The organism is Zestomonas ipomoeae (genome assembly GCF_057128665.1).
The window spans coordinates 21,852-44,130 of sequence record NZ_JBSKHQ010000027.1; the positions used below are offsets into that span (position 1 = coordinate 21,852).

Annotated in this window: 19 protein-coding genes and 2 tRNA genes; 20 read left to right on the top strand and 1 reads right to left on the bottom strand. The window is 62.7% G+C overall.

Going from position 1 to position 22,279, the window contains the following annotated elements; genetic code table 11:
- Positions 1 to 7: 7 nt before the first annotated feature.
- From dapB to ACWKV7_RS21945, 5 genes are all read left to right on the top strand, one after another.
- Entirely contained in the window at positions 8 to 811 is an 804-nt protein-coding gene (gene dapB / locus ACWKV7_RS21925; RefSeq protein WP_483859830.1) for a 4-hydroxy-tetrahydrodipicolinate reductase, read from the top strand.
- A gap of 191 nt (positions 812 to 1,002) precedes the next feature.
- On the top strand, positions 1,003 to 2,139 hold the full coding sequence (gene carA / locus ACWKV7_RS21930) for a glutamine-hydrolyzing carbamoyl-phosphate synthase small subunit (protein ID WP_483859831.1): 1,137 nt from the start codon (positions 1,003 to 1,005) through the stop codon (positions 2,137 to 2,139).
- 36 nt (positions 2,140 to 2,175) lie between these two features.
- Entirely contained in the window at positions 2,176 to 5,397 is a 3,222-nt protein-coding gene (gene carB / locus ACWKV7_RS21935) for a carbamoyl-phosphate synthase large subunit (RefSeq protein WP_483859832.1), read from the top strand.
- Positions 5,394 to 5,870, top strand: a complete 477-nt coding sequence (gene greA, locus ACWKV7_RS21940) for a transcription elongation factor GreA (protein ID WP_483859833.1) — start codon at positions 5,394 to 5,396, stop codon at positions 5,868 to 5,870. The genes carB and greA overlap by 4 nt, the downstream gene beginning before the upstream one ends.
- Entirely contained in the window at positions 5,848 to 6,285 is a 438-nt protein-coding gene (locus ACWKV7_RS21945; RefSeq protein ID WP_483859834.1) for a DUF4149 domain-containing protein, read from the top strand. The genes greA and ACWKV7_RS21945 overlap by 23 nt, the downstream gene beginning before the upstream one ends.
- A gap of 33 nt (positions 6,286 to 6,318) precedes the next feature.
- On the opposite strand, the gene yhbY is transcribed toward ACWKV7_RS21945, so the two are convergent.
- Entirely contained in the window at positions 6,319 to 6,630 is a 312-nt protein-coding gene (gene yhbY / locus ACWKV7_RS21950; RefSeq protein WP_483859835.1) for a ribosome assembly RNA-binding protein YhbY, read from the bottom strand.
- A 60-nt stretch (positions 6,631 to 6,690) separates the two neighbouring features.
- On the opposite strand from yhbY, the gene rlmE reads away from it, so the two are divergent.
- From rlmE to pnp, 15 genes are all read left to right on the top strand, one after another.
- Positions 6,691 to 7,314 (top strand): 23S rRNA (uridine(2552)-2'-O)-methyltransferase RlmE, encoded by a 624-nt coding sequence (rlmE, locus tag ACWKV7_RS21955; RefSeq protein WP_483859836.1) that lies wholly within the window; start codon positions 6,691 to 6,693, stop codon positions 7,312 to 7,314.
- A gap of 160 nt (positions 7,315 to 7,474) precedes the next feature.
- The gene (gene ftsH, locus ACWKV7_RS21960; RefSeq protein ID WP_483859837.1) at positions 7,475 to 9,391 is read left to right on the top strand and encodes an ATP-dependent zinc metalloprotease FtsH; all 1,917 of its coding nucleotides are present in this window, start codon (positions 7,475 to 7,477) and stop codon (positions 9,389 to 9,391) included.
- A gap of 9 nt (positions 9,392 to 9,400) precedes the next feature.
- Positions 9,401 to 10,252 (top strand): dihydropteroate synthase, encoded by an 852-nt coding sequence (gene folP / locus ACWKV7_RS21965; protein ID WP_483859838.1) that lies wholly within the window; start codon positions 9,401 to 9,403, stop codon positions 10,250 to 10,252.
- Positions 10,253 to 10,269: 17 nt separating this feature from the next.
- A complete protein-coding gene (gene glmM, locus ACWKV7_RS21970) occupies positions 10,270 to 11,607 on the top strand; it encodes a phosphoglucosamine mutase (RefSeq protein WP_483859839.1) in 1,338 nt (445 codons plus the stop codon).
- Positions 11,608 to 11,753: 146 nt separating this feature from the next.
- Entirely contained in the window at positions 11,754 to 12,509 is a 756-nt protein-coding gene (gene tpiA, locus ACWKV7_RS21975; protein ID WP_483859840.1) for a triose-phosphate isomerase, read from the top strand.
- Between the two features lie 4 nt (positions 12,510 to 12,513).
- Positions 12,514 to 12,897: a preprotein translocase subunit SecG gene (gene secG / locus ACWKV7_RS21980; protein WP_483859841.1), complete on the top strand. Its 384-nt coding sequence runs from the start codon at positions 12,514 to 12,516 to the stop codon at positions 12,895 to 12,897.
- 10 nt (positions 12,898 to 12,907) lie between these two features.
- Positions 12,908 to 12,993 (top strand) — tRNA-Leu (locus ACWKV7_RS21985).
- Positions 12,994 to 13,092: 99 nt separating this feature from the next.
- A tRNA-Met gene (locus tag ACWKV7_RS21990) sits at positions 13,093 to 13,169 on the top strand.
- A gap of 129 nt (positions 13,170 to 13,298) precedes the next feature.
- Positions 13,299 to 13,757, top strand: coding sequence for a ribosome maturation factor RimP (gene rimP, locus ACWKV7_RS21995; RefSeq protein WP_483859842.1), 459 nt, complete (start codon positions 13,299 to 13,301; stop codon positions 13,755 to 13,757).
- Between the two features lie 47 nt (positions 13,758 to 13,804).
- Positions 13,805 to 15,286, top strand: coding sequence for a transcription termination factor NusA (nusA, locus tag ACWKV7_RS22000; RefSeq protein WP_483859843.1), 1,482 nt, complete (start codon positions 13,805 to 13,807; stop codon positions 15,284 to 15,286).
- A 27-nt stretch (positions 15,287 to 15,313) separates the two neighbouring features.
- Positions 15,314 to 17,812: a translation initiation factor IF-2 gene (gene infB, locus ACWKV7_RS22005; RefSeq protein ID WP_483859844.1), complete on the top strand. Its 2,499-nt coding sequence runs from the start codon at positions 15,314 to 15,316 to the stop codon at positions 17,810 to 17,812.
- A gap of 99 nt (positions 17,813 to 17,911) precedes the next feature.
- The gene (rbfA, locus tag ACWKV7_RS22010) at positions 17,912 to 18,289 is read left to right on the top strand and encodes a 30S ribosome-binding factor RbfA (RefSeq protein WP_483859845.1); all 378 of its coding nucleotides are present in this window, start codon (positions 17,912 to 17,914) and stop codon (positions 18,287 to 18,289) included.
- A gap of 2 nt (positions 18,290 to 18,291) precedes the next feature.
- Positions 18,292 to 19,209, top strand: a complete 918-nt coding sequence (truB, locus tag ACWKV7_RS22015) for a tRNA pseudouridine(55) synthase TruB (RefSeq protein ID WP_483859846.1) — start codon at positions 18,292 to 18,294, stop codon at positions 19,207 to 19,209.
- 125 nt (positions 19,210 to 19,334) lie between these two features.
- A complete protein-coding gene (gene rpsO, locus ACWKV7_RS22020) occupies positions 19,335 to 19,604 on the top strand; it encodes a 30S ribosomal protein S15 (RefSeq protein ID WP_483859847.1) in 270 nt (89 codons plus the stop codon).
- A 167-nt stretch (positions 19,605 to 19,771) separates the two neighbouring features.
- Entirely contained in the window at positions 19,772 to 21,877 is a 2,106-nt protein-coding gene (pnp, locus tag ACWKV7_RS22025; RefSeq protein ID WP_483859848.1) for a polyribonucleotide nucleotidyltransferase, read from the top strand.
- The last annotated feature ends 402 nt before the right edge of the window (positions 21,878 to 22,279 follow it).

Below are 22,279 nucleotides of genomic sequence, written 5' to 3' on the forward strand. Positions count from 1 at the left end.
TGACTTTATGCGACGTATAGCAGTGATGGGCGCCGCCGGGCGCATGGGCAAGACCCTGGTCGAGGCCGTGCAGCAGGCGCAGGGCGCCGGGCTGACCGCGGCAATCGATCGTCCCGACAGTAGCCTGATCGGTGCCGATGCGGGCGAGCTGGCGGGTATCGGGCGGATCGGCGTGCCGCTGGCCGATGAGCTGGTCAAGGTGCTTGACGAGTTCGACGTGCTGATTGACTTCACCCACCCCAGCGTGACCCTGCGCAATCTGGCCATATGTCGTCAGGCGGGCAAGGCCATGGTCATCGGGACCACGGGTTTTTCTGTGGAAGAAAAACGCCAGCTGAGCGAGGCCGCCAAGGAGATTCCCATCGTCTTCGCCGCCAACTTCAGCGTCGGCGTCAACCTCTGCCTGAAGCTGCTGGACACCGCGGCGCGGGTGCTGGGCGATGATGTGGACATCGAGATCATCGAGGCGCATCACCGACACAAGGTGGACGCGCCTTCCGGGACTGCGCTGCGCATGGGCGAGGTGGTGGCTGGTGCCTTGGGGCGCGACCTGCAGCAGGTGGCGGTCTACGGACGCGAAGGCCAGACCGGCGCGCGGGAGCGCGAAACCATCGGCTTCGCCACGGTGCGTGCCGGCGATGTGGTGGGCGACCATACGGTGCTGTTCGCCGCGGATGGCGAGCGGGTGGAAATCACCCACAAGGCTTCCAGTCGCATGACCTTCGCCCGTGGCGCGGTGCGTGCGGCGCTCTGGCTGGATGGCAAGCCCGCCGGCCTGTACGACATGCAGGACGTGCTGGGTCTGCACTAAGTCCGTGCAGGGTGACGAAACGCCCATTGGGCGGTGGACCCAAAAGGCGAATTTCTGTAAGCTACAGCTTTAGTGTGTCCACTAAAAGCATGCAGACAATTCGAGAAGAAGCGGGATGATGTGTTCACACGTCATTCCGCTTTTTTGCAACCTGCGTTTGCGTGAAACGGCTTGATTTACGGGAGGTCTTCTTGACTAAGCCAGCCATACTCGCCCTTGCTGACGGCAGCATCTTTCGCGGCGAATCCATCGGCGCCGATGGTCAGACCATCGGTGAAGTGGTGTTCAACACCGCCATGACCGGCTATCAGGAAATCCTCACCGATCCTTCCTATGCGCAACAACTCGTGACCCTGACGTATCCGCACATCGGCAACACCGGCACCACGCCGGAAGATGCCGAGGCGCGCCAGGTATGGGCGGCGGGCCTGATCATCCGCGACCTCCCGCTGATCGCCAGCAACTGGCGCAGCAAGCAAGCGCTGGACGAGTACCTGAAAGAGAACGGCACTGTCGCCATCGCCGGTATCGATACCCGTCGCCTGACCCGTATTCTGCGCGAGAAAGGTGCTCAGAATGGCTGCATTCTCGCCGGCGACGACGCCACCGAGGAGAAGGCCCTGGAGCTGGCACGCAGCTTCCCCGGCCTGAAGGGCATGGACCTGGCCAAGGTGGTAAGCGTCAAGGAGCGCTACGAGTGGCGCTCCAGCGTGTGGGATCTGGCGAACGACAGTCACCCGGAAATCCCCGCCAGCGAATTGCCCTACCACGTGGTCGCCTACGACTACGGCGTCAAACTGAATATCCTGCGCATGCTGGTCGCCCGCGGTTGCCGCATCACCGTGCTGCCGGCGCAAACCCCGGCCAGCGAAGCGCTGGCGCTGAACCCGGACGGCATCTTCCTGGCCAACGGCCCAGGCGACCCCGAGCCCTGCGACTACGCGATCAAGGCGATCCAGGAAGTCCTGGAAACCGACATCCCGGTATTCGGCATCTGCCTTGGCCATCAATTGTTGGCCCTGGCCTCCGGCGCCAAGACGGTCAAGATGCCCAATGGCCATCATGGTGCCAACCACCCGGTGCAGGACCTGAAGACCGGCGTGGTGATGATCACCAGCCAGAACCACGGTTTCGCCGTGGACGAGGCGAGCCTGCCGGCCAATGTGCGCGCTACCCACAAGTCGCTGTTCGACGGCACTCTGCAGGGCATCGAGCGCACCGACAAAGTCGCCTTCAGCTTCCAGGGCCACCCGGAAGCCAGTCCGGGTCCGCACGACGTGGCCCCGCTGTTCGACCGATTCATCGAAGCCATGGCCCAGCGCCGCTAAGCCAGACGACTGACCACAGGATTCGAGAGTAAGAAAATGCCAAAACGTACAGACATCAAAAGCATCCTGATCCTCGGCGCCGGCCCCATCGTCATCGGCCAGGCCTGCGAGTTCGACTACTCCGGCGCCCAGGCCTGCAAGGCGCTGAAGGAAGAGGGTTTCCGCGTCATTCTGGTGAACTCCAACCCGGCCACTATCATGACCGATCCGGCCATGGCCGACGCGACCTACATCGAACCGATCAAGTGGGCCACCGTGGCCAAGATCATCGAGAAGGAGCGCCCCGACGCCCTGCTGCCGACCATGGGTGGGCAGACCGCGCTGAACTGCGCCCTGGATCTGGAGCGCCACGGCGTGCTGGAAAAATTCGGCGTCGAGATGATCGGCGCCAACGCCGACACCATCGACAAGGCCGAAGACCGCTCGCGCTTCGACAAGGCGATGAAGGACATCGGCCTGGCCTGCCCGGTCTCCGGCATTGCTCACAGCATGGAAGAAGCCTACGGCGTGCTGGAGAAGGTCGGCTTCCCCTGCATCATCCGTCCGTCCTTCACCATGGGTGGCACCGGCGGCGGCATCGCCTACAACCGCGAGGAGTTCGAGGAGATCTGCGCCCGCGGTCTGGACCTGTCGCCGACCAACGAGCTGCTGATCGACGAGTCGCTGATCGGCTGGAAGGAATACGAGATGGAGGTGGTCCGCGACAAGAAGGACAACTGCATCATCGTCTGCTCCATCGAGAACTTCGACCCGATGGGCGTGCACACCGGTGACTCCATCACCGTGGCCCCGGCCCAGACCCTGACCGACAAGGAATACCAGATCCTGCGCAACGCCTCCCTGGCGGTGCTGCGCGAGATCGGCGTGGAAACCGGCGGTTCCAACGTGCAGTTCGGCATCTGCCCGAACACCGGGCGCATGGTCGTCATCGAGATGAACCCGCGGGTGTCGCGTTCCTCGGCGCTGGCATCCAAGGCCACCGGCTTCCCGATTGCCAAGATTGCCGCCAAGCTGGCCGTCGGCTACACCCTCGACGAGCTGTCCAACGACATCACCGGTGGTCGCACGCCGGCGTCCTTCGAGCCGGCCATCGACTACGTGGTGACCAAGGTCCCGCGCTTCGCCTTCGAGAAGTTCCCCAAGGCCGATGCCCGCCTGACCACCCAGATGAAGTCCGTAGGTGAGGTGATGGCCATCGGTCGCACCTTCCAAGAGTCCGTGCAGAAGGCCCTGCGTGGCCTGGAAGTCGGCGTGTCCGGCTTCGATCCGAAGCTCGATCCGGGCGACGCCGAGAGCGAAAGCATCCTCAAGCGCGAACTGACCGTGCCGGGCGCAGAGCGCATCTGGTACGTCGCCGATGCCTTCCGTGCCGGCAAGACGGTCGCCGAGGTGTTCGAGCTGACCCGTATCGACGAGTGGTTCCTGGTGCAGATCGAAGACCTCGTCAAGGAGGAGGAAAAGATCAAGACCCTCGGCTTGTCGAACATCGACCGCGACCTGATGTTCAAGCTCAAGCGCAAGGGCTTCTCCGACGCTCGTCTGGCCAAGCTGCTCGGCGTCACCGAGAAGAACCTGCGCAGCCATCGCCACAAGCTGAAAGTGCTGCCGGTCTACAAGCGCGTCGACACCTGCGCCGCCGAGTTCGCCACCGATACCGCCTACATGTACTCGACCTACGAGGAAGAGTGCGAGGCCAATCCGTCCAGCCGCGACAAGATCATGGTCATCGGAGGCGGCCCGAACCGCATCGGCCAGGGCATCGAGTTCGACTACTGCTGCGTGCATGCCGCGCTGGCCATGCGCGAAGACGGCTACGAGACCATCATGGTCAACTGCAACCCGGAAACCGTGTCGACCGACTACGACACCTCCGATCGCCTGTACTTCGAGCCGGTGACCTTGGAAGACGTGCTGGAAATCGTGCGCGTCGAGCAGCCCAAGGGCGTGATCGTGCAGTACGGCGGCCAGACTCCGCTGAAGATCTGTCGCGCCCTGGAAGAGGCCGGCGTACCGATCATCGGCACCAGTCCGGACGCCATCGACCGCGCCGAAGACCGCGAGCGCTTCCAGCAGATGGTCGAGCGACTGAACCTGCGCCAGCCGCCGAACGCCACTGCGCGCAGCGAAGACGAGGCGATCGCCGCCTCCAAGGCCATCGGCTACCCGCTGGTGGTGCGTCCGTCCTACGTGCTGGGCGGTCGTGCCATGGAAATCGTCTATCAGGAAGACGAGCTCAAGCGCTACATGCGCGAAGCCGTGCAGGTTTCCAATGACAGCCCGGTGCTGCTCGACCACTTCCTCAACTGTGCCATCGAGGTCGACGTGGATGCCGTCTGCGACGGCGAGCAGGTGGTGATCGGCGCGATCATGCAGCACATCGAGCAAGCAGGCGTGCACTCCGGCGACTCGGCGTGCTCGTTGCCGCCGTACTCGCTGCCGGCGCACATCCAGGACGAAATCCGCGAGCAGGTCAAGAAAATGGCCCTGGAACTCGGTGTGGTCGGCCTGATGAACGTGCAGATGGCGGTGCAGGGCGAGGACATTTATGTCATCGAAGTGAACCCGCGGGCTTCGCGTACCGTGCCGTTCGTTTCCAAGTGCATCGGCGAGTCGTTGGCGAAGATCGCTGCCCGTGTGATGGCCGGCAAGACCCTCGAGGAAATCGGCTTCACCAAGGAAATCATCCCGCCGTTCTTCAGCGTCAAGGAAGCGGTGTTCCCGTTCGCCAAGTTCCCTGGCGTCGACCCAATCCTCGGCCCGGAAATGAAGTCCACCGGCGAGGTGATGGGCGTCGGCGACAGCTTTGCCGAAGCCTTCGCCAAGGCCCAGCTGGGCGCCAGCGAAATTCTGCCGAATTCCGGCTGCGCCTTCATCAGCGTGCGCGAGGATGACAAACCGTTCGTCGAGCGTGTTGCCCGCGATCTGATCGACCTCGGTTTCGAGGTGGTGGCCACTGCCGGTACCGCCAAGGTGATCGAGGCGGCCGGCCTGCCGGTTCGCCGGGTCAACAAGGTGACCGAAGGCCGTCCCCATGTGGTCGATATGATCAAGAACGACGAAGTCACCCTCATCATCAATACCACTGAAGGGCGTCAGTCCATTGCTGACTCCTATTCCATTCGTCGCAACGCCCTGCAGCACAAGATCTGCTGCACCACCACCATTGCCGGTGGTGAGGCGATCTGTGAGGCGCTCAAGTTCGGTCCCGAGAAAACCGTGCGTCGCTTGCAGGATCTCCACGCAGGAATCAAGGCATGACTAAATTTCCCATGACCGTCCAGGGCGCGCGCGCCCTGGAAGAAGAACTCAAGCATCTGAAGACCGAATTGCGTCCGCAGATCACCCAGGCCATCGCCGAAGCCCGTGAGCTGGGCGACCTGAAGGAAAACGCCGAATACCATGCTGCCCGCGAACAGCAGGGCATGGTCGAGGCGCGTATCCGTGACATCGAAGGCCGCCTGCAGAATGCCCAGGTCATCGACATTGCCAGCATTCCGCATACCGGCAAGGTGATCTTCGGCACCACCGTGGAGATCGCCAATGTCGAAACCGACGAAACGGTGACCTACCAGATCGTTGGCGACGACGAAGCGGACATCAAGAAAGGCAAACTATCGGTGAGTTCGCCCATCGCCCGAGCCCTGGTGGGCAAGGAGGAGGGTGACGTGGCAGTGGTGAAGACGCCCAGCGGCGTGGTCGAGTACGAGATTGTCGAGGTTCGCCATATTTAAGCCACAGCCACTCCGGGCTGGCGGTATCAGCTGGCAGCTGGCCCAGGTGTTCTGGGTTGGCGGCCTCTGGCTCTTGCACTTCGTGCTGCTGCCCGCATTGGACAAGGTCGGTTTTGCGCCGATGCTGGTCGAGGATGCCGCCGGCATCCTGAAACCCCTGCTGGTGGGGTTTGCGGCGTTCTGTGTGGTTTTGCAGTCGTTGATCCTGGTGCAGGCCGAGGGCCTGTCCAGCCTGTGGCGCGATCTGCGTGGCCAAGCCCTGCTGGCTGCGCTGGCGCTGGCGGCAGCCTTTTTTGCGATCCGCCACTGGCAGCCCGAAGCGGTCTGGTCGTTGCGGTTCACTTACCTGTTGCTGGCGTTTTGCGGCTTGTTGCTGGTATTGCAGCCGTTGCCGGGAAGGGCGGCTCGGGGCTAGGGGCAGCAGCGCTGCCAGCCCCGATTTTTCCAGTCAGGCCTGGTGCCGGTAGATGTTCGACAACTGCCGGTTCGGCTTGGGATTCTTGCGATAGATCAGCGCCATCTTGCCGATGGTCTGCACCAGTTCGCAGCTACCGACTTGGCAAAGCTCGTCGATCAGGGCTCGGCGGTCGTCGCGCTCGGCGACGCGGAACTGGACCTTGATCAGTTCATGGTCGTTGAGTGCGCGATCGAGTTCGGCCAGCACGCCTTCGCTCAAACCGTTTTCAGCCACCGTCAATACCGGCTTCAGGTGGTGGCCGATAGATTTGTACTGTTTCTTCTGCTCCTGAGTGAGCGGCATAATCTGACCCCTAATGAAAAGTCGGCTAGTTTACCTGAGCCGTCGCACCTGAGGTATTCCGTGGCCCGTTCCAAGACTAGTCAGCGTTGGCTGAAAGAGCACTTCGACGACCCCTATGTGAAGATGGCGCAGAAAGACGGCTATCGCTCCCGCGCCAGCTACAAGCTGCTGGAGGTCCAGGAAAAGGATCGCATCCTGCGTCCGGGCATGACCGTCGTCGATCTGGGCGCCGCGCCGGGTGGCTGGTCGCAGGTGACCAGTCGAGTAATCGGCGATCGTGGCCGCCTGATCGCCTCGGACATCCTGGAAATGGACAGCATTCCGGATGTTACCTTCATCCAGGGCGACTTTACCGACGACCAGGTGTTTGCCCGTATTCTCGAGGCCATCGGCGAATATCCGGTAGACCTTGTGATTTCCGATATGGCCCCCAATATGAGTGGGGTAAGGGCCGCCGATCAGCCGCGCGCCATGTACCTGTGCGAGTTGGCGCTCGATCTGGCGGCGCGCGTGTTGCGTCCGGGTGGTGATTTTCTGATCAAGATCTTCCAGGGCGAGGGCTTCGATCAGTACCACAAGCAGGTGCGGGCCATGTTCGAAAAGGTGCAGATGCGCAAGCCGCTGTCCTCGCGTGATCGCTCCCGTGAGCAGTACCTGCTGGCCCGAGGCTTTCGCGGTGAGTGAGCGATTTTCGGACGCGCTGCGTGGCAGTGCTCATAAAGGGTTACAGACGGTGCCTGCCAGGGGCGGCACTTGTGTAGTAAGTTAGACGAGTGAACAACCAGTCGTCATGCGGGGCTCGTCCGGTGACGGGCCTGCTTCAGAGGGTAGCTAATTGAACGATATGGCAAAGAACCTGATCCTGTGGCTGATCATCGCAGCCGTGCTGGTGACGGTGATGAACAACTTCTCCAGCCCGAGCGAACCGCAGACGCTGAATTACTCGGAATTCATCCAGCAGGTTAAGGAAGGTAGGGTCGAGCGGGTCACCGTCGATGGCTACGTGATCACCGGCAAGCGTGCCGATGGCGATACCTTCAAGACCGTCCGTCCGGCGATTCAGGACGGCGGGCTGATCGGCGACCTGATCGACAACAATGTCATCATCGAGGGCAAGCAGCCCGAGCAGCAGAGCATCTGGACCCAGTTGCTGGTGGCCAGCTTCCCGATCCTGGTGATCATCGCCGTGTTCATGTTCTTCATGCGCCAGATGCAGGGCGGCGGCGGTGGCCGCGGGGGGCCGATGAGCTTCGGCAAGAGCAAGGCGCGGCTGCTTTCGGAAGACCAGGTCAAGACCACCTTCGCCGACGTTGCCGGTTGCGACGAGGCCAAGGAAGAAGTCAGCGAACTGGTGGAGTTCCTGCGCGATCCAGGCAAGTTCCAGCGCCTTGGCGGGCGCATCCCGCGCGGCGTGCTGATGGTCGGCCCGCCCGGTACCGGTAAGACGTTGCTGGCCAAGGCCATCGCCGGCGAGGCGAAAGTACCGTTCTTCACCATTTCCGGTTCCGACTTCGTGGAGATGTTCGTCGGCGTCGGCGCCAGCCGCGTGCGGGACATGTTCGACCAGGCGAAGAAACATGCGCCCTGCATCATCTTCATCGACGAGATCGACGCCGTCGGTCGCCATCGTGGCGCCGGCCTCGGTGGTGGTCACGACGAGCGCGAGCAGACCCTCAACCAGTTGCTGGTGGAGATGGACGGCTTCGAGATGAACGATGGCATCATCGTGATCGCCGCTACCAACCGCCCCGACGTGCTCGACCCGGCGCTGTTGCGCCCCGGTCGCTTTGATCGCCAGGTCATGGTCGGCCTGCCGGATATCCGCGGCAGGGAGCAGATTCTCAAAGTTCACATGCGCAAGGTGCCGATGGGCGACAACGTCAATCCGGCGGTCATCGCCCGCGGTACGCCGGGTTTCTCCGGCGCCGACCTGGCGAACCTCGTCAACGAAGCCTCGCTGTTCGCGGCGCGTGCCAACAAGCGCATCGTGGAGATGAAGGAGTTCGAGCTGGCCAAGGACAAGATCATGATGGGCGCCGAGCGCAAGTCGATGGTCATGTCGGAAAAGGAAAAGCTCAATACCGCCTATCACGAGGCCGGACACGCAATCGTCGGGCGCTTGGTGCCTGAGCACGACCCTGTCTACAAAGTATCGATCATTCCTCGAGGCCGGGCCCTGGGTGTGACCATGTACCTACCGGAAGAGGATCGCTACAGCACCTCCAAGCGGGAGCTGATCGGGCGGATCTGCTCGCTGTATGGCGGCCGCATCGCCGAGGAAATGACCTTGGGCTTCGATGGCGTGACGACCGGTGCATCCAACGACATCATGCGTGCCTCCCAGTTGGCGCGGAACATGGTTACCAAGTGGGGGCTGTCCGAGAAGCTTGGCCCGCTGATGTATGCCGAGGAGGAGGGCGAGGTTTTCCTTGGTCGCAGCGCCGGTAGCCAGCACACCAATGTCTCGGCCGATACCGCCAAGCTGATCGATCTGGAAGTTCGCAGCATCATCGACGAGTGCTATGGCACGGCCAAGCGCCTGCTCGAGGAGAATCGCGACAAGCTGGACATCATGGCCGAGGCCTTGATGAAGTACGAGACCATCGATGCCGATCAGATCGACGACATCATGTCCGGGCGTCCCCCGCGCGAACCTCGTGACTGGCAGGACGACTCCTCCGGTCCGAGCGGTACGCCGGTGACGGCGAAGCCGGTGGAAGCATCGGAGAAACCGATCGGTGGGCCGGCTGGCGAGCACTAAGGCCAGGCTATGACAACGGCGCAGTACCCGACCCGGTTGCCTTGCGGCAGCCGGGTTCTTGATTTGTCCCAGCCCCAGGTCATGGGCATTCTCAATGTGACACCCGATTCGTTCTCCGACGGAGGGCGTTTCAGTCAGCGCGATGCCGCATTGCGCCATGCCGAGGCCATGTGGCGTGCAGGCGCCGCGCTGATCGATATTGGTGGTGAATCCACGCGGCCGGGTGCGCGCCCGGTTTCACCTGTCGAAGAGCTGGAGCGCGTTGCTCCGGTGGTCGAGGCCATTGCCGCCGAGCTGGATGTGATCATTTCGGTGGATACCTCGACGCCCGCGGTCATGCGCGAATGCGCGCGCTTGGGGGCCGGGCTGATTAACGATGTGCGGGCCTTGCGCCGCGATGGTGCGATGGACGCGGCGGCAGACACCGGCCTGCCGGTTTGCCTGATGCATATGCAGGGCGAGCCGGGCACCATGCAGCAGAGCCCGCACTATCATGATGTCACCGTGGAGGTGAGCGCCTTTCTTGCCGAGCGGCTTGCCGCCTGCGCGGCGGCGGGTATCGCCGCGGAGCGACTGGTGCTCGATCCTGGTTTTGGCTTCGCCAAGAATCTCCAGCATAACCTCAGCTTGTTCAAGCATATGGAGAGACTGCATGTGTTGGGCCGGCCGCTTCTCGTCGGCGTGTCCCGCAAGAGCATGATCGGCCAGGTGCTCGGTTGCGAGGTCGATCGGCGCCTGTTCGGCAGCCTCGGGCTGGCCGCTCTCGCGGTGGCCAAGGGGGCGCGCATCCTGAGGGTGCATGACGTGGCCGAAACGGTCGATATGGTTCGCATGATCGCCGCAGTCGACGCGGCGGAATAGGAAGGACGCAAGCAGCTATGGCTAGAAAATATTTCGGCACCGACGGCATCCGTGGGCGCGTGGGCGAACACCCGATTACCCCGGATTTCGTGCTCAAGCTGGGTTGGGCTGCCGGCATGGCATTCCGCAAGCAGGGTGCCTGTCGGGTACTGATCGGCAAGGACACGAGGATATCCGGCTACATGTTCGAGTCGGCGCTGGAGGCCGGCCTGTCCGCCGCAGGTGCCGATGTCATGTTGCTCGGACCTATGCCGACCCCGGCCATTGCCTACCTGACCCGTACCTTCCATGCCGAGGCTGGCATCGTCATCAGCGCCTCGCACAACCCGCATTATGACAACGGCATCAAGTTCTTCTCCGGCCAAGGCACCAAGCTGCCCGACGAGGTGGAGCTGATGATCGAGGAGTTGCTCGATCAGCCGATGACCGTGGTCGAGTCGGCGCAGCTCGGCAAGGTCTCGCGTATCAACGATGCGGCGGGCCGCTACATCGAGTTCTGCAAGAGCAGCGTACCCACTAGCACCAGTTTCGAAGGCTTGAAGGTGGTGCTGGACTGCGCCCATGGGGCTGCCTACAAGGTTGCGCCCAGCGTATTTCGCGAGCTGGGGGCGGACGTCTCCGTGCTGTCGGCGCAGCCCAACGGCCTCAACATCAACGACCAGTGTGGTTCCACCCACATGGAAGCCTTGCAGGCGGCTGTGGTGGCCCAGCAGGCTGATCTTGGCATCGCCTTCGACGGAGACGGCGACCGGGTATTGATGGTCGACCACACCGGCATGCTGGTGGATGGCGATGAGTTGCTGTTCGTCATCGCACGTGATCTGCACGAGCGGGGCAAGCTGCAGGGTGGCGTGGTGGGAACCCTGATGAGCAACCTGGGCCTGGAGCTGGCGCTGGCAGAGCAAGGCATTCCCTTCGTTCGCGCCAGTGTCGGCGATCGCTATGTCATGGCTGAACTGGCTTCGCGCGACTGGCTGCTGGGTGGCGAGAACTCTGGGCATATCGTCTGCTGCCAGCACACCACCACCGGCGATGCGATCATCGCGGCCCTGCAGGTATTGATGGCACTCAAGCGTCGTGGTCAGCGCCTGGCCGAGGCTCGTCAGGGCTTGCGCAAGTGCCCGCAGGTTCTGGTCAACGTGCGCTTCGCGGGCGGGGAGAATCCGGTCGAGCATCCCGTGGTGAAAGAGGCATGCGCGCAGGTCACCGAGCGCATGGCCGGGCGGGGTCGGGTCCTGTTGCGCAAGTCCGGCACCGAGCCGTTGGTGCGGGTCATGGTGGAGGGTGACGACGAGTCGCAGGTGCGTGGCTATGCCGACGAGCTGGCCAAGGTCGTTGCCGAAGTCTGTGCCTGAGCGGCGGTGTGCGTGGCTGCTCGAGGGCTGGTTGCGTGACCCGTCTTTCAGGCTCTTGTCTTGCCCGTTGCTATGTTGTTGATTCGCTTGCTAGTGGATGAGCTCTTGGGTAACATCTGCGCCCACTTTGATCGACGAGGTATGGCATGCGTCGCCCCCTGGTAGCCGGTAACTGGAAAATGCACGGTACCCGCGCCAGTGTCGCAGAGCTGATCCAGCGGTTGCGTGGACTGGAGCTGTCGGTTGGTGTCGAAGTTGCCGTCATGCCGTCGAGTCTGCACATTCAGCAGGTAGCTGCTGGGTTGGCTGGTGTGTCCGTGTCGGTAGGTGCGCAGGATTGCGCGGTGCAGCCCGAGCAGGGTGCGCTGACCGGCGAAGTCGCCGCGAGCCAGTTGGTGGATGTGGGTTGCCGCTATGTGCTGGTTGGCCATTCCGAGCGTCGCGCCATTCTTGGTGAGAGCGACCAGGTGGTGGTGCGAAAGTTTGCCGCCGCACAGGTTGCAGGCTTGAGTCCGCTGCTGTGTGTCGGTGAAACCCTCGCTGAGCGCGAGGCTGGCGAGACGCTCCATGTGGTTGGGCGCCAGTTGGGTGCGGTAATCGAGGAATTGGGTGTGTCTGCCTTCGCTGATGCGGTGGTGGCATACGAGCCGGTCTGGGCCATTGGTACCGGGCTGACTGCTTCGCCGCAACAGGCTCAGGAAGTGCACGCGGCAATTCGCGCGCAGTTTGCAGCGGCTGATGTTGCGGTGGCGAGCGCTGTGAGGATTCTCTACGGCGGCAGCGTGAAGGCGGCCAATGCGGCCGAGTTGTTCGGCATGCCGGATATCGATGGGGGGCTTGTGGGTGGGGCCTCCCTGAATGCTGATGAGTTCGGCGCGATCTGTCGTGCCGCAGGAAGCTGAAGAGATGCTGGAAACAGTCGTAATTGTGGGTCATCTGCTCGTGGCGATCGGCGTTGTCGCGCTGGTTCTGCTGCAGCAAGGCAAGGGTGCGGATGCGGGGGCCTCCTTTGGTTCCGGCGCTTCGGCTACCGTTTTCGGCAGCCAAGGTTCTGCTACCTTTTTGAGTCGAGTTACTGCTATACTCGCCACCGGTTTTTTCTTGACCAGCTTGGGCTTAGGCTTCTTTGCTAAGGAAAAGGCTGATCATCTGAGCGGTGCGGGGCTGCCTGATCCGGCGGTTCTCGAAGTGCCTCAGGGTAAGCCGGCAGCTGACGATGTGCCGGTGCTCGAAGCGCAAAAGCCGGAGAATGGTTCGGCTGACGTGCCGGAGGCTCCCGAGCAGCAGTAAAAGGGTTTTTGCCGAGGTGGTGGAATTGGTAGACACGCTACCTTGAGGTGGTAGTGGCCATAGGCTGTAGGGGTTCGAGTCCCCTCCTCGGTACCAAACACAAGAAAGCCCGCCGTTCGCGGGCTTTCTTGTTGGCGGAAGGTGTTCGGTTGACCCTCATGGGGGAACGGTCGTATACTTCCGCCCCAGCTTTGGCGCGGGGTGGAGCAGTCTGGTAGCTCGTCGGGCTCATAACCCGAAGGTCGTTGGTTCAAATCCAGCCCCCGCAACCAGTCGTTGCAGAGCCCCTTTTTAGGGGCTTTTTGCTAGCTGGGCGGTAGTGCCGCCGGCATTCGCAGGCGGTTCACAGGCATGGGCGTTTCGCCCATTTTTTATTTGTACGGCATGCGCGAGGGGTTCAGGTGTCGAGCAAGCTAGAACAGTTGCAGGCCTTGCTGGCCCCGGTAGTCGAGGCCCTTGGTTACCAGTGCTGGGGCATCGAATTCCTGTCCCAGGGGCGGCATTCGCTGTTGCGGGTCTATATCGATCATGCCGACGGCATCCTGATCGATGATTGCGAAAAGGTCAGTCGCCAGATCAGCGGCGTGCTCGATGTCGAGGACCCGATCAGCAGCGACTATACCCTCGAGGTTTCTTCTCCGGGCATGGACCGACCGCTGTTCACGCTGGAGCAGTTCGCCGCCCACGCTGGCGAACAAGTGAAAGTCAAGCTGCGTTCGCCTTTCGAAGGGCGGCGCAATTTCCAGGGGCTTCTCCGCGGGGTGGAGGAGCAGGACGTGGTGCTGCTGGTCGAAGAGCACGAATTCCTCCTGCCGATCGATCTGATCGACAAGGCCAACATTATTCCCCGTTTTGACTGAGACGCGGATCCCGCGGGTCCAATGGATTGCGAAAGGCGAGGCGTACGATGAGCAAAGAAGTACTGCTGGTTGTTGAGTCGGTATCCAACGAAAAAGGTGTACCGGCCGGTGTAATTTTCGAGGCACTGGAGTTGGCCCTGGCCACCGCCACCAAGAAACGTTTTGAAGACGAAGTGGACCTGCGGGTGGCGATCAACCGCCACAACGGTAGCTACGAAACCTTCCGTCGCTGGGCCGTGGTTGAGGACGAGGCACTGGAAAATCCGGCTGCCGAGTTGACCGTGGAAGAAGCGCAGGAGCGTGAGCCCGGCGCCAAGGTCGGCGACGTGCTGGAAGAGAAGATCGAGTCCATCGAGTTCGGCCGCATCGCGGCGCAGACCGCCAAGCAGGTTATCGTGCAGAAGGTGCGCGAAGCCGAGCGCGCCCAGGTGGTGGAAGCGTATCGCGAGCGTCTCGGCGAGATCATTTCCGGCACCGTCAAGAAAGTCACCCGCGACAGCGTCATCGTCGACCTGGGCAACAATGCCGAGGCGCTGCTGGCTCGCGAGGACATCATTCCCCGCGAGACCTTCCGCGTCGGTGCCCGCGTGCGTGCCTTGCTGAAGGAAATTCGCACCGAGAACCGCGGCCCGCAGCTGATCTTGTCGCGCACGGCCCCGCAGATGCTGATCGAGCTGTTCCGCATCGAAGTGCCGGAAATCGCCGAGGAGCTGATCGAGGTGATGGCTGCTTCCCGCGATCCGGGTTCGCGCGCCAAGATCGCCGTGCGCTCCAAAGACAAGCGCATCGACCCGCAGGGTGCCTGTATCGGCATGCGCGGGTCGCGCGTGCAGGCGGTATCCGGTGAGCTGGGCGGCGAGCGGGTGGATATCGTGTTGTGGGACGACAACGCGGCGCAGTTCGTGATCAACGCCATGTCCCCGGCCGAGGTGGCGGCGATCATCGTCGACGAAGACGCCCATGCCATGGACATCGCGGTTGCCGAAGACAATCTGGCCCAGGCCATCGGCCGTGGCGGGCAGAACGTGCGCCTGGCCAGCCAACTGACCGGCTGGACCCTGAACGTCATGACCGAGGCTGATATACAGGCCAAGCAGCAGGCGGAAACCGGCGACATCATGCAGAGCTTCATCGACGAGTTGGAAGTCGACGAGGAGTTGGCCCAGGTGCTGGTGGAGGAGGGCTTCACCAGCCTGGAAGAAATTGCCTACGTTCCGATGGAGGAAATGCTCAGCATCGACGGCTTCGACGAGGAAATCGTCAACGAGCTGCGTGCCCGCGCCAAAGATCGCCTGCTGACCAAGGCAATCGCCACCGAAGAGAAGCTGGCCGATGCCCAGCCGGCCGAAGACCTGCTTTCCCTCGAGGGCATGGACAAGGAGCTGGCGGTGGAACTGGCGGTGCGCGGCGTGGTTACCCGCGAAGACCTGGCCGAGCAGTCGATTGACGACCTGCTCGACATCGACGGCATCGACGAAGAGCGTGCCGGCAAGCTGATCATGGCCGCCCGAGCCCATTGGTTCGAGTAAGCAGTCGCGGCCTGAGGAGAGAGATGCATGACGCAAGTCACGGTGAAAGAACTGGCCAAGGTGGTCGATACACCGGTCGAGCGCCTGCTACTGCAGATGCGTGAAGCCGGTCTGGCGCACACCAGCGCCGAGCAGGTAGTGACCGATAGTGAGAAGCAGGCCCTGTTGGCCCATCTCAAGAGCAGCCACGGCGAGAAGCTGGAGGAGCCGCGCAAGATTACCTTGCAGCGCAAGACCACCAGCACCCTGAAGGTTGCCGGCAGCAAGACCATCAGTGTCGAGGTTCGCAAGAAGAAGACCTTCGTCAAGCGCAGCCCGGCAGAGATCGAGGCCGAGAAGCAGCGCGAGCTGGAAGAGCGCCGCGCGGTCGAAGAGGCTGCGCGTCTGAAGGCCGAGGAAGAGGCCAAGCGCCAGGCCGCCGAAGAGGCGCGCCGCGAGGCTGACGCCCGTGCCAAGGCTGCGGTCGCGCCGGAAGGCGAGGTGGTCGCCGAGCCGGTGGTCGCTCCGGTGGTCGAGGAACGCAAGGTCGAGGAGCGCAAGAAGGAAGAGCCGCGCCGTCCGGACAAGGTTCGTGGCGACGAGGACGAGCGTCGTGATCGCAAGCATGCCCAGCACCGTCCTTCCCTCAAGGAGAAGGAAAAGGTTCCGGCACCGCGCGTCGCTCCGCGCACGACCGATGACGAAAGCGATGGTTTCCGCCGCGGTGGACGTGGTGGCAAGGCCAAGCTGAAGAAGCGTAACCAGCATGGGTTCCAGAGCCCAACAGGACCCATTGTGCGCGAAGTAAGCATTGGTGAAACCATCACCGTGGCCGAACTGGCCGCGCAGATGGCAGTCAAGGGCGCAGAAGTCGTCAAGTTCATGTTCAAGATGGGCACGCCGGTGACCATCAACCAGGTGCTCGACCAGGAGACCGCACAGCTGGTCGCCGAAGAGCTCGGCCACAAGGTCAAGCTGGTCAGCGAGAACGCCTTGGAAGAGCAACTCGCCGCCTCGCTGAAATTCGAAGGTGAGGCGATTCACCGTGCGCCGGTGGTGACCGTCATGGGTCACGTCGACCACGGCAAGACCTCGCTGCTCGACTACATTCGCCGCGCCAAGGTCGCGGCCGGCGAAGCCGGTGGCATCACCCAGCACATCGGTGCCTACCACGTGGAAACCGACCGCGGCATGGTCACCTTCCTCGACACCCCGGGCCACGCGGCGTTTACCGCCATGCGTGCACGCGGTGCCAAGGCGACCGACATCGTCATCCTGGTGGTGGCGGCGGACGACGGCGTGATGCCGCAGACCCAGGAAGCCGTGCAGCACGCCAAGGCGGCTGGCGTGCCGATCGTGGTCGCGGTGAACAAGATCGACAAGCCTGAGGCCAATCCGGACAACATCAAGAACGGCCTGGCCGCGCTGGACGTCATTCCGGAAGAGTGGGGCGGCGATACCCAGTTCGTGCCCGTGTCGGCGAAGGTCGGTACCGGGGTGGACGAGTTGCTGGAAGCCGTGCTGCTGCAGGCTGAGGTTCTCGAACTCAAGGCTGTGCCGAGCGCCCCGGGGCGTGGTGTGGTCGTCGAGTCGCGACTGGACAAGGGCCGTGGCCCGGTGGCTACCGTGCTGGTTCAGGACGGTACCTTGCGTCAGGGCGACATGGTGCTGGTCGGCGTCAACTATGGCCGCGTGCGCGCCATGCTCGACGAGAACGGCAAGCCGGTGAAGGAAGCTGGTCCGTCGATTCCGGTGGAAATCCTCGGCCTCGACGGCACCCCGGATGCGGGTGACGAGCTGACCGTGGTTTCCGACGAGAAGAAGGCCCGTGAAGTGGCCCTGTTCCGTCAAGGCAAGTTCCGCGAAGTCAAACTGGCTCGTGCCCATGCCGGCAAGCTGGAGAACATCTTCGAGAACATGGGCCAGGACGAGAAGAAGACGCTCAACATCGTGCTCAAGTCCGATGTACGCGGTTCTCTGGAAGCTCTGCAGGGCGCGCTGTCCGACCTCGGCAACGAGGAGGTGCAGGTTCGCGTGGTCGGTGGCGGTGTCGGTGGTATCACCGAGAGCGACGCCAACCTGGCGCTGGCTTCCAACGCCGTACTGTTCGGCTTCAACGTGCGTGCCGATGCCGGTGCGCGCAAGATCGTCGAGCAGGAAGGCCTGGACCTGCGCTACTACAACGTCATCTACGACATCATCGAAGACGTCAAGAAGGCGCTCTCCGGCATGCTCGGCAGCGACGTTCGCGAGAACATCCTCGGTATCGCCGAAGTTCGCGACGTGTTCCGTTCGCCGAAGTTCGGCGCCATCGCCGGTTGCATGGTGCTCGAGGGCGTCGTCTACCGTAACCGTCCGATCCGCGTACTGCGTGACGACGTGGTGATCTTCGAAGGCGAACTGGAATCCCTGCGCCGCTTCAAGGACGACATGTCCGAGGTGCGTGCCGGCATGGAGTGCGGTATCGGCGTGAAGAGCTACAACGACGTCAAGGTCGGCGACAAGATCGAAGTGTTCGAGAAGGTCCAGGTGGCTCGTACCCTGTAAGGACGCCACGCAGGACAGCACGCCCGGCCCCGCTTCAGCGCGGCCGGGCGTTTGCCGCTTTTGAGCCCCCGGATAGCACGGCGGGTGAGGTAGGAATTGATGGCCAAAGAATATAGCCGTACCCAGCGCATCGGCGATCAGATGCAGCGCGAGCTGTCGCAGCTGATCCAGCGCGAGGTCAAGGACCCACGCCTCGGCCTGGTGACCGTAACCGCCGTCGACGTGAGTCGCGACCTGTCCCACGCCAAGGTGTTCGTCACCGTGATGGGCAAGGACACACCGGAGGACATCGCCGAGAACCTGGAGGCGCTGAAAAGCGCGGCCGGCTTCCTGCGCATGCAGCTCGGCAAGTCGATGAAGCTGCGCAGCGTGCCGCAGTTGCACTTCCACTACGACGCCAGCATTCGTCGTGGCGCCGAGCTATCGGCGCTGATCGAGCGTGCGGTGGCGGAAGATCGCAAGCAGGGCGAGGAGTAGGCGTGGCCCAAGTCAAACGTATCCGCCGCGCTGTCAGCGGTGTTCTGATTCTCGACAAGCCCCGCGGTTTGTCCTCCAACGCTGCATTGCAGAAAGTCCGCTGGTTGCTGAATGCGGAGAAGGCCGGCCATACCGGCAGTCTCGACCCGCTGGCCACTGGTGTGCTGCCGCTGTGCTTCGGCGAGGCGACCAAGTTTTCCCAGTACCTGCTGGACGCCGACAAGGGCTATGAGACCGCAGCCCAGCTGGGCGTCACCACCACCACCGGCGATGCCGAGGGGGAGGTGCTGGAACGTCGCGAGGTGACCGTTGGTCAGGCCGATATCGAGGCGCTGCTGCCGCGTTTCCGTGGCGAAATCCAGCAGGTTCCGCCGATGTACTCGGCGCTGAAGAAGGATGGTCAGCCGCTGTACAAACTGGCCCGCGCCGGCGAAGTAGTGGAGCGCGAGGCGCGTTCTGTTACTATTGCGCGCTTGGATTTGCTCGGCCTGGAAGAATCGCACCTGCGATTGTCCGTGGCCTGCAGCAAGGGCACCTATATTCGCACGCTGGTCGAGGATCTTGGCCAGTTGCTGGGGTGCGGCGCACATGTCGCCGAACTGCGGCGGACCCAGGCCGGACCGTTCTCGCTGCAACAGGCAATAAGCCTGGAGACGCTGGAACAGGCCCATGCCCAAGGCGGCGCCGAGGCGCTGGACCGCTTCCTGCTGCCAGTCGACAGTGGCCTGGAGCATTGGCCGCTGTTGCAGTTTTCCGAGCACAGCGCCTTCTATTGGCTGCATGGGCAGCCGGTTCGCGCACCGGAAGCGCCGAAATTCGGCATGGTGCGGGTGCAGGATCACAATGGTCGCTTCATCGGTATCGGTGAAGTGAGCGACGACGGGCGTATAGCGCCGCGTCGACTGATTCGGTCTGAATGACCGAGCGCGCCGCCAACGGCTTCGGTTGTGGCGGCTCGCATACGAGGGTGGCTGTCAGCAGGCACGGTCATGCCTCTTTTTAAAACACGGGATTCGTCCCGGCCTGTTCACTCAAGGAGCCCATCATGGCACTGAGCGTTGAAGAAAAAGCCCAGATCGTTAACGAGTACAAGCAAGCTGAAGGCGACACCGGTTCCCCGGAAGTGCAGGTTGCACTGCTGTCCGCCAACATCAACAAGCTGCAAGGTCACTTCAAGGCCAACGGTAAAGATCACCACTCCCGTCGTGGTCTGATCCGCATGGTTAACCAGCGTCGCAAGCTGCTGGACTACCTGAAGGCCAAGGACACCACTCGTTACAGCAACCTGATCGGTCGCCTGGGTCTGCGTCGCTAAGCGATGCTTGCGCGAAGCTGATTGTCGAAGCTGGAAGTGGGGCGCGTCCCTGCTTCCAGCTTTTTGTCATTCAGCTTCCTGCGTTTTGGGCAGGTACGGGGCCGACTCCCCGGCGCTGTCCACGAATTCCGATTTCCCCCAAAGGCAACAAAGAGAAGGAAAACACCGTGAACCCGGTAATCAAGAAATTCCAGTTCGGTCAATCGACCGTCACCCTCGAGACTGGCCGCATCGCCCGTCAGGCCTCCGGCGCCGTGCTGGTCACCGTCGACGACGACGTGACCGTGCTGGTGACCGTGGTCGGCGCCAAGACCGCCGACCCGAGCAAAGGCTTCTTCCCGCTGTCCGTGCACTACCAGGAAAAGACCTACGCAGCCGGCAAGATCCCCGGCGGCTTCTTCAAGCGCGAAGGCCGTCCTTCCGAGAAGGAAACCCTGACCTCGCGCCTGATCGACCGGCCGATCCGCCCGCTGTTCCCGGAAGGCTTCATGAACGAAGTGCAGGTCGTCTGCACCGTGGTGTCCACCAGCAAGAAGACCGATCCGGACATCGCAGCGATGATCGGCACCTCGGCCGCTCTGGCCATTTCCGGCATTCCGTTCGACGGCCCGATCGGCGCCGCTCGCGTGGCCTTCCATGAAAGCACCGGCTACCTGCTGAACCCGACCTACGAACAGCTCAAGGCCTCCAGCCTGGACATGGTCGTGGCCGGTACCGAAGACGCGGTGCTGATGGTCGAGTCGGAAGCCAAGGAACTGACCGAAGACCAGATGCTGGGCGCGGTGCTGTTCGCCCACGACGAATTCCAGGCCGTGATCAAGGCGGTCAAGGAACTGGCCGCCGAAGCCGGCAAGCCGACTTGGGACTGGCAGCCGCCGGCCAAGAACGTGGCCCTGCTGGACGCCATTCGTGCCGAGTTCGGCGCGGAGATCTCCAAGGCCTACACCATCACCATCAAGCAGGATCGCTACAACCGTCTCGGCGAGCTGCGCGACCAGGTGGTGGCCAAGTTCTCCGGCGAGGAAGGCCAGCCTTCCGCCAGTGAAGTGAAGGATGCCTTCGGCGAGATCGAATACCGCACCGTGCGCGAGAACATCGTCAACGGCCAGCCGCGTATCGACGGTCGCGACACCCGCACCGTGCGTCCGCTGAAGATCGAAGTCGGCGTGCTGCCGAAGACCCACGGCTCGGCCCTGTTCACCCGTGGCGAAACCCAGGCCCTGGTGGTCGCCACCCTCGGCACCGCCCGCGATGCCCAGTTGCTGGACACCCTGGAAGGCGAGAAGAAAGATCCCTTCATGCTGCACTACAACTTCCCGCCGTTCTCGGTCGGCGAGTGTGGCCGCATGGGCGGCGCCGGTCGTCGCGAGATCGGCCACGGCCGCCTGGCCCGTCGCGGTGTCGCTGCCATGCTGCCGAAGGACGACGAGTTCCCCTACACCATTCGCGTGGTGTCGGAGATCACCGAGTCCAACGGTTCCAGCTCCATGGCATCGGTCTGCGGCGCGTCCCTGGCGCTGATGGATGCCGGTGTGCCGATGAAGGCGCCGGTGGCCGGTATCGCCATGGGCCTGGTCAAGGAAGGCGAGAAGTTCGCCGTGCTGACCGACATCCTCGGTGACGAAGACCACCTGGGCGATATGGACTTCAAAGTGGCCGGTACGACCAAGGGTGTGACCGCGCTGCAGATGGACATCAAGATCAAGGGCATCACCGAAGAGATCATGGAAATCGCCCTGGGCCAGGCCCTGGAAGCGCGCCAGAACATCCTCGGTCAGATGAACCAGGTCATTGCCCAGTCGCGCAGCGAGCTGTCGGCCAATGCCCCGACCATGCTGGCGATGAAGATCGACCAGGACAAGATCCGCGACGTGATCGGCAAGGGCGGCGCCACCATTCGCAGCATCTGCGAAGAGACCAAGGCCTCCATCGACATCGAAGACGACGGCTCGATCAAGATCTTCGGCGAGACCAAGGAAGCCGCCGAGGCTGCCAAGCAGCGCGTGCTGGCGATCACCGCCGAAGCGGAGATCGGCAAGGTCTATGTCGGCAAGGTCGAGCGCATCGTCGACTTCGGCGCCTTCGTCAACATCCTGCCGGGCAAGGACGGTCTGGTGCACATCTCGATGCTGAGCGATCAGCGCGTGGAGAAGGTCACCGACGTGCTCAAGGAAGGCCAGGAAGTGAAGGTGCTGGTACTGGACGTGGACAACCGCGGCCGCATCAAGCTGTCCATCAAGGACGTGCCGGCTGCCGAGGCGTCTGGCGTGTAATACGTCGGTACGACCCTCGCGTCATGGAAAAGCCCGTGCTCTGCACGGGCTTTTTTATGGTTCTCCGCATAATTCCGGGGGACAGGTTTCTTGGCACTGGACTGGCAAGGTTGTCGCAGCCTGTTGGGCTATTGGTCTGTGCGTCAGCCGATTTCTGTGTATTGGCGATGCATCTGGTTTCGCCTCCCGGCGAGTCACTTCTTCTTTGAAGTGCGGATCGCCGCCCGGCGCAAAGAAGAAGTAACCAAGAAGAAAGCGCACCCCACATCCGAACTAGGCTTCCCCGCCCGGCTGCGCCGGGGTTCCCTCGCTGCATCGCAGCTCTCGCGACATCCATGTCGCTCAACCCCTTCCACAACGATTCCGCTCGGCCTCCTGAGGGACCCGAGTCCCGGCCCAGCC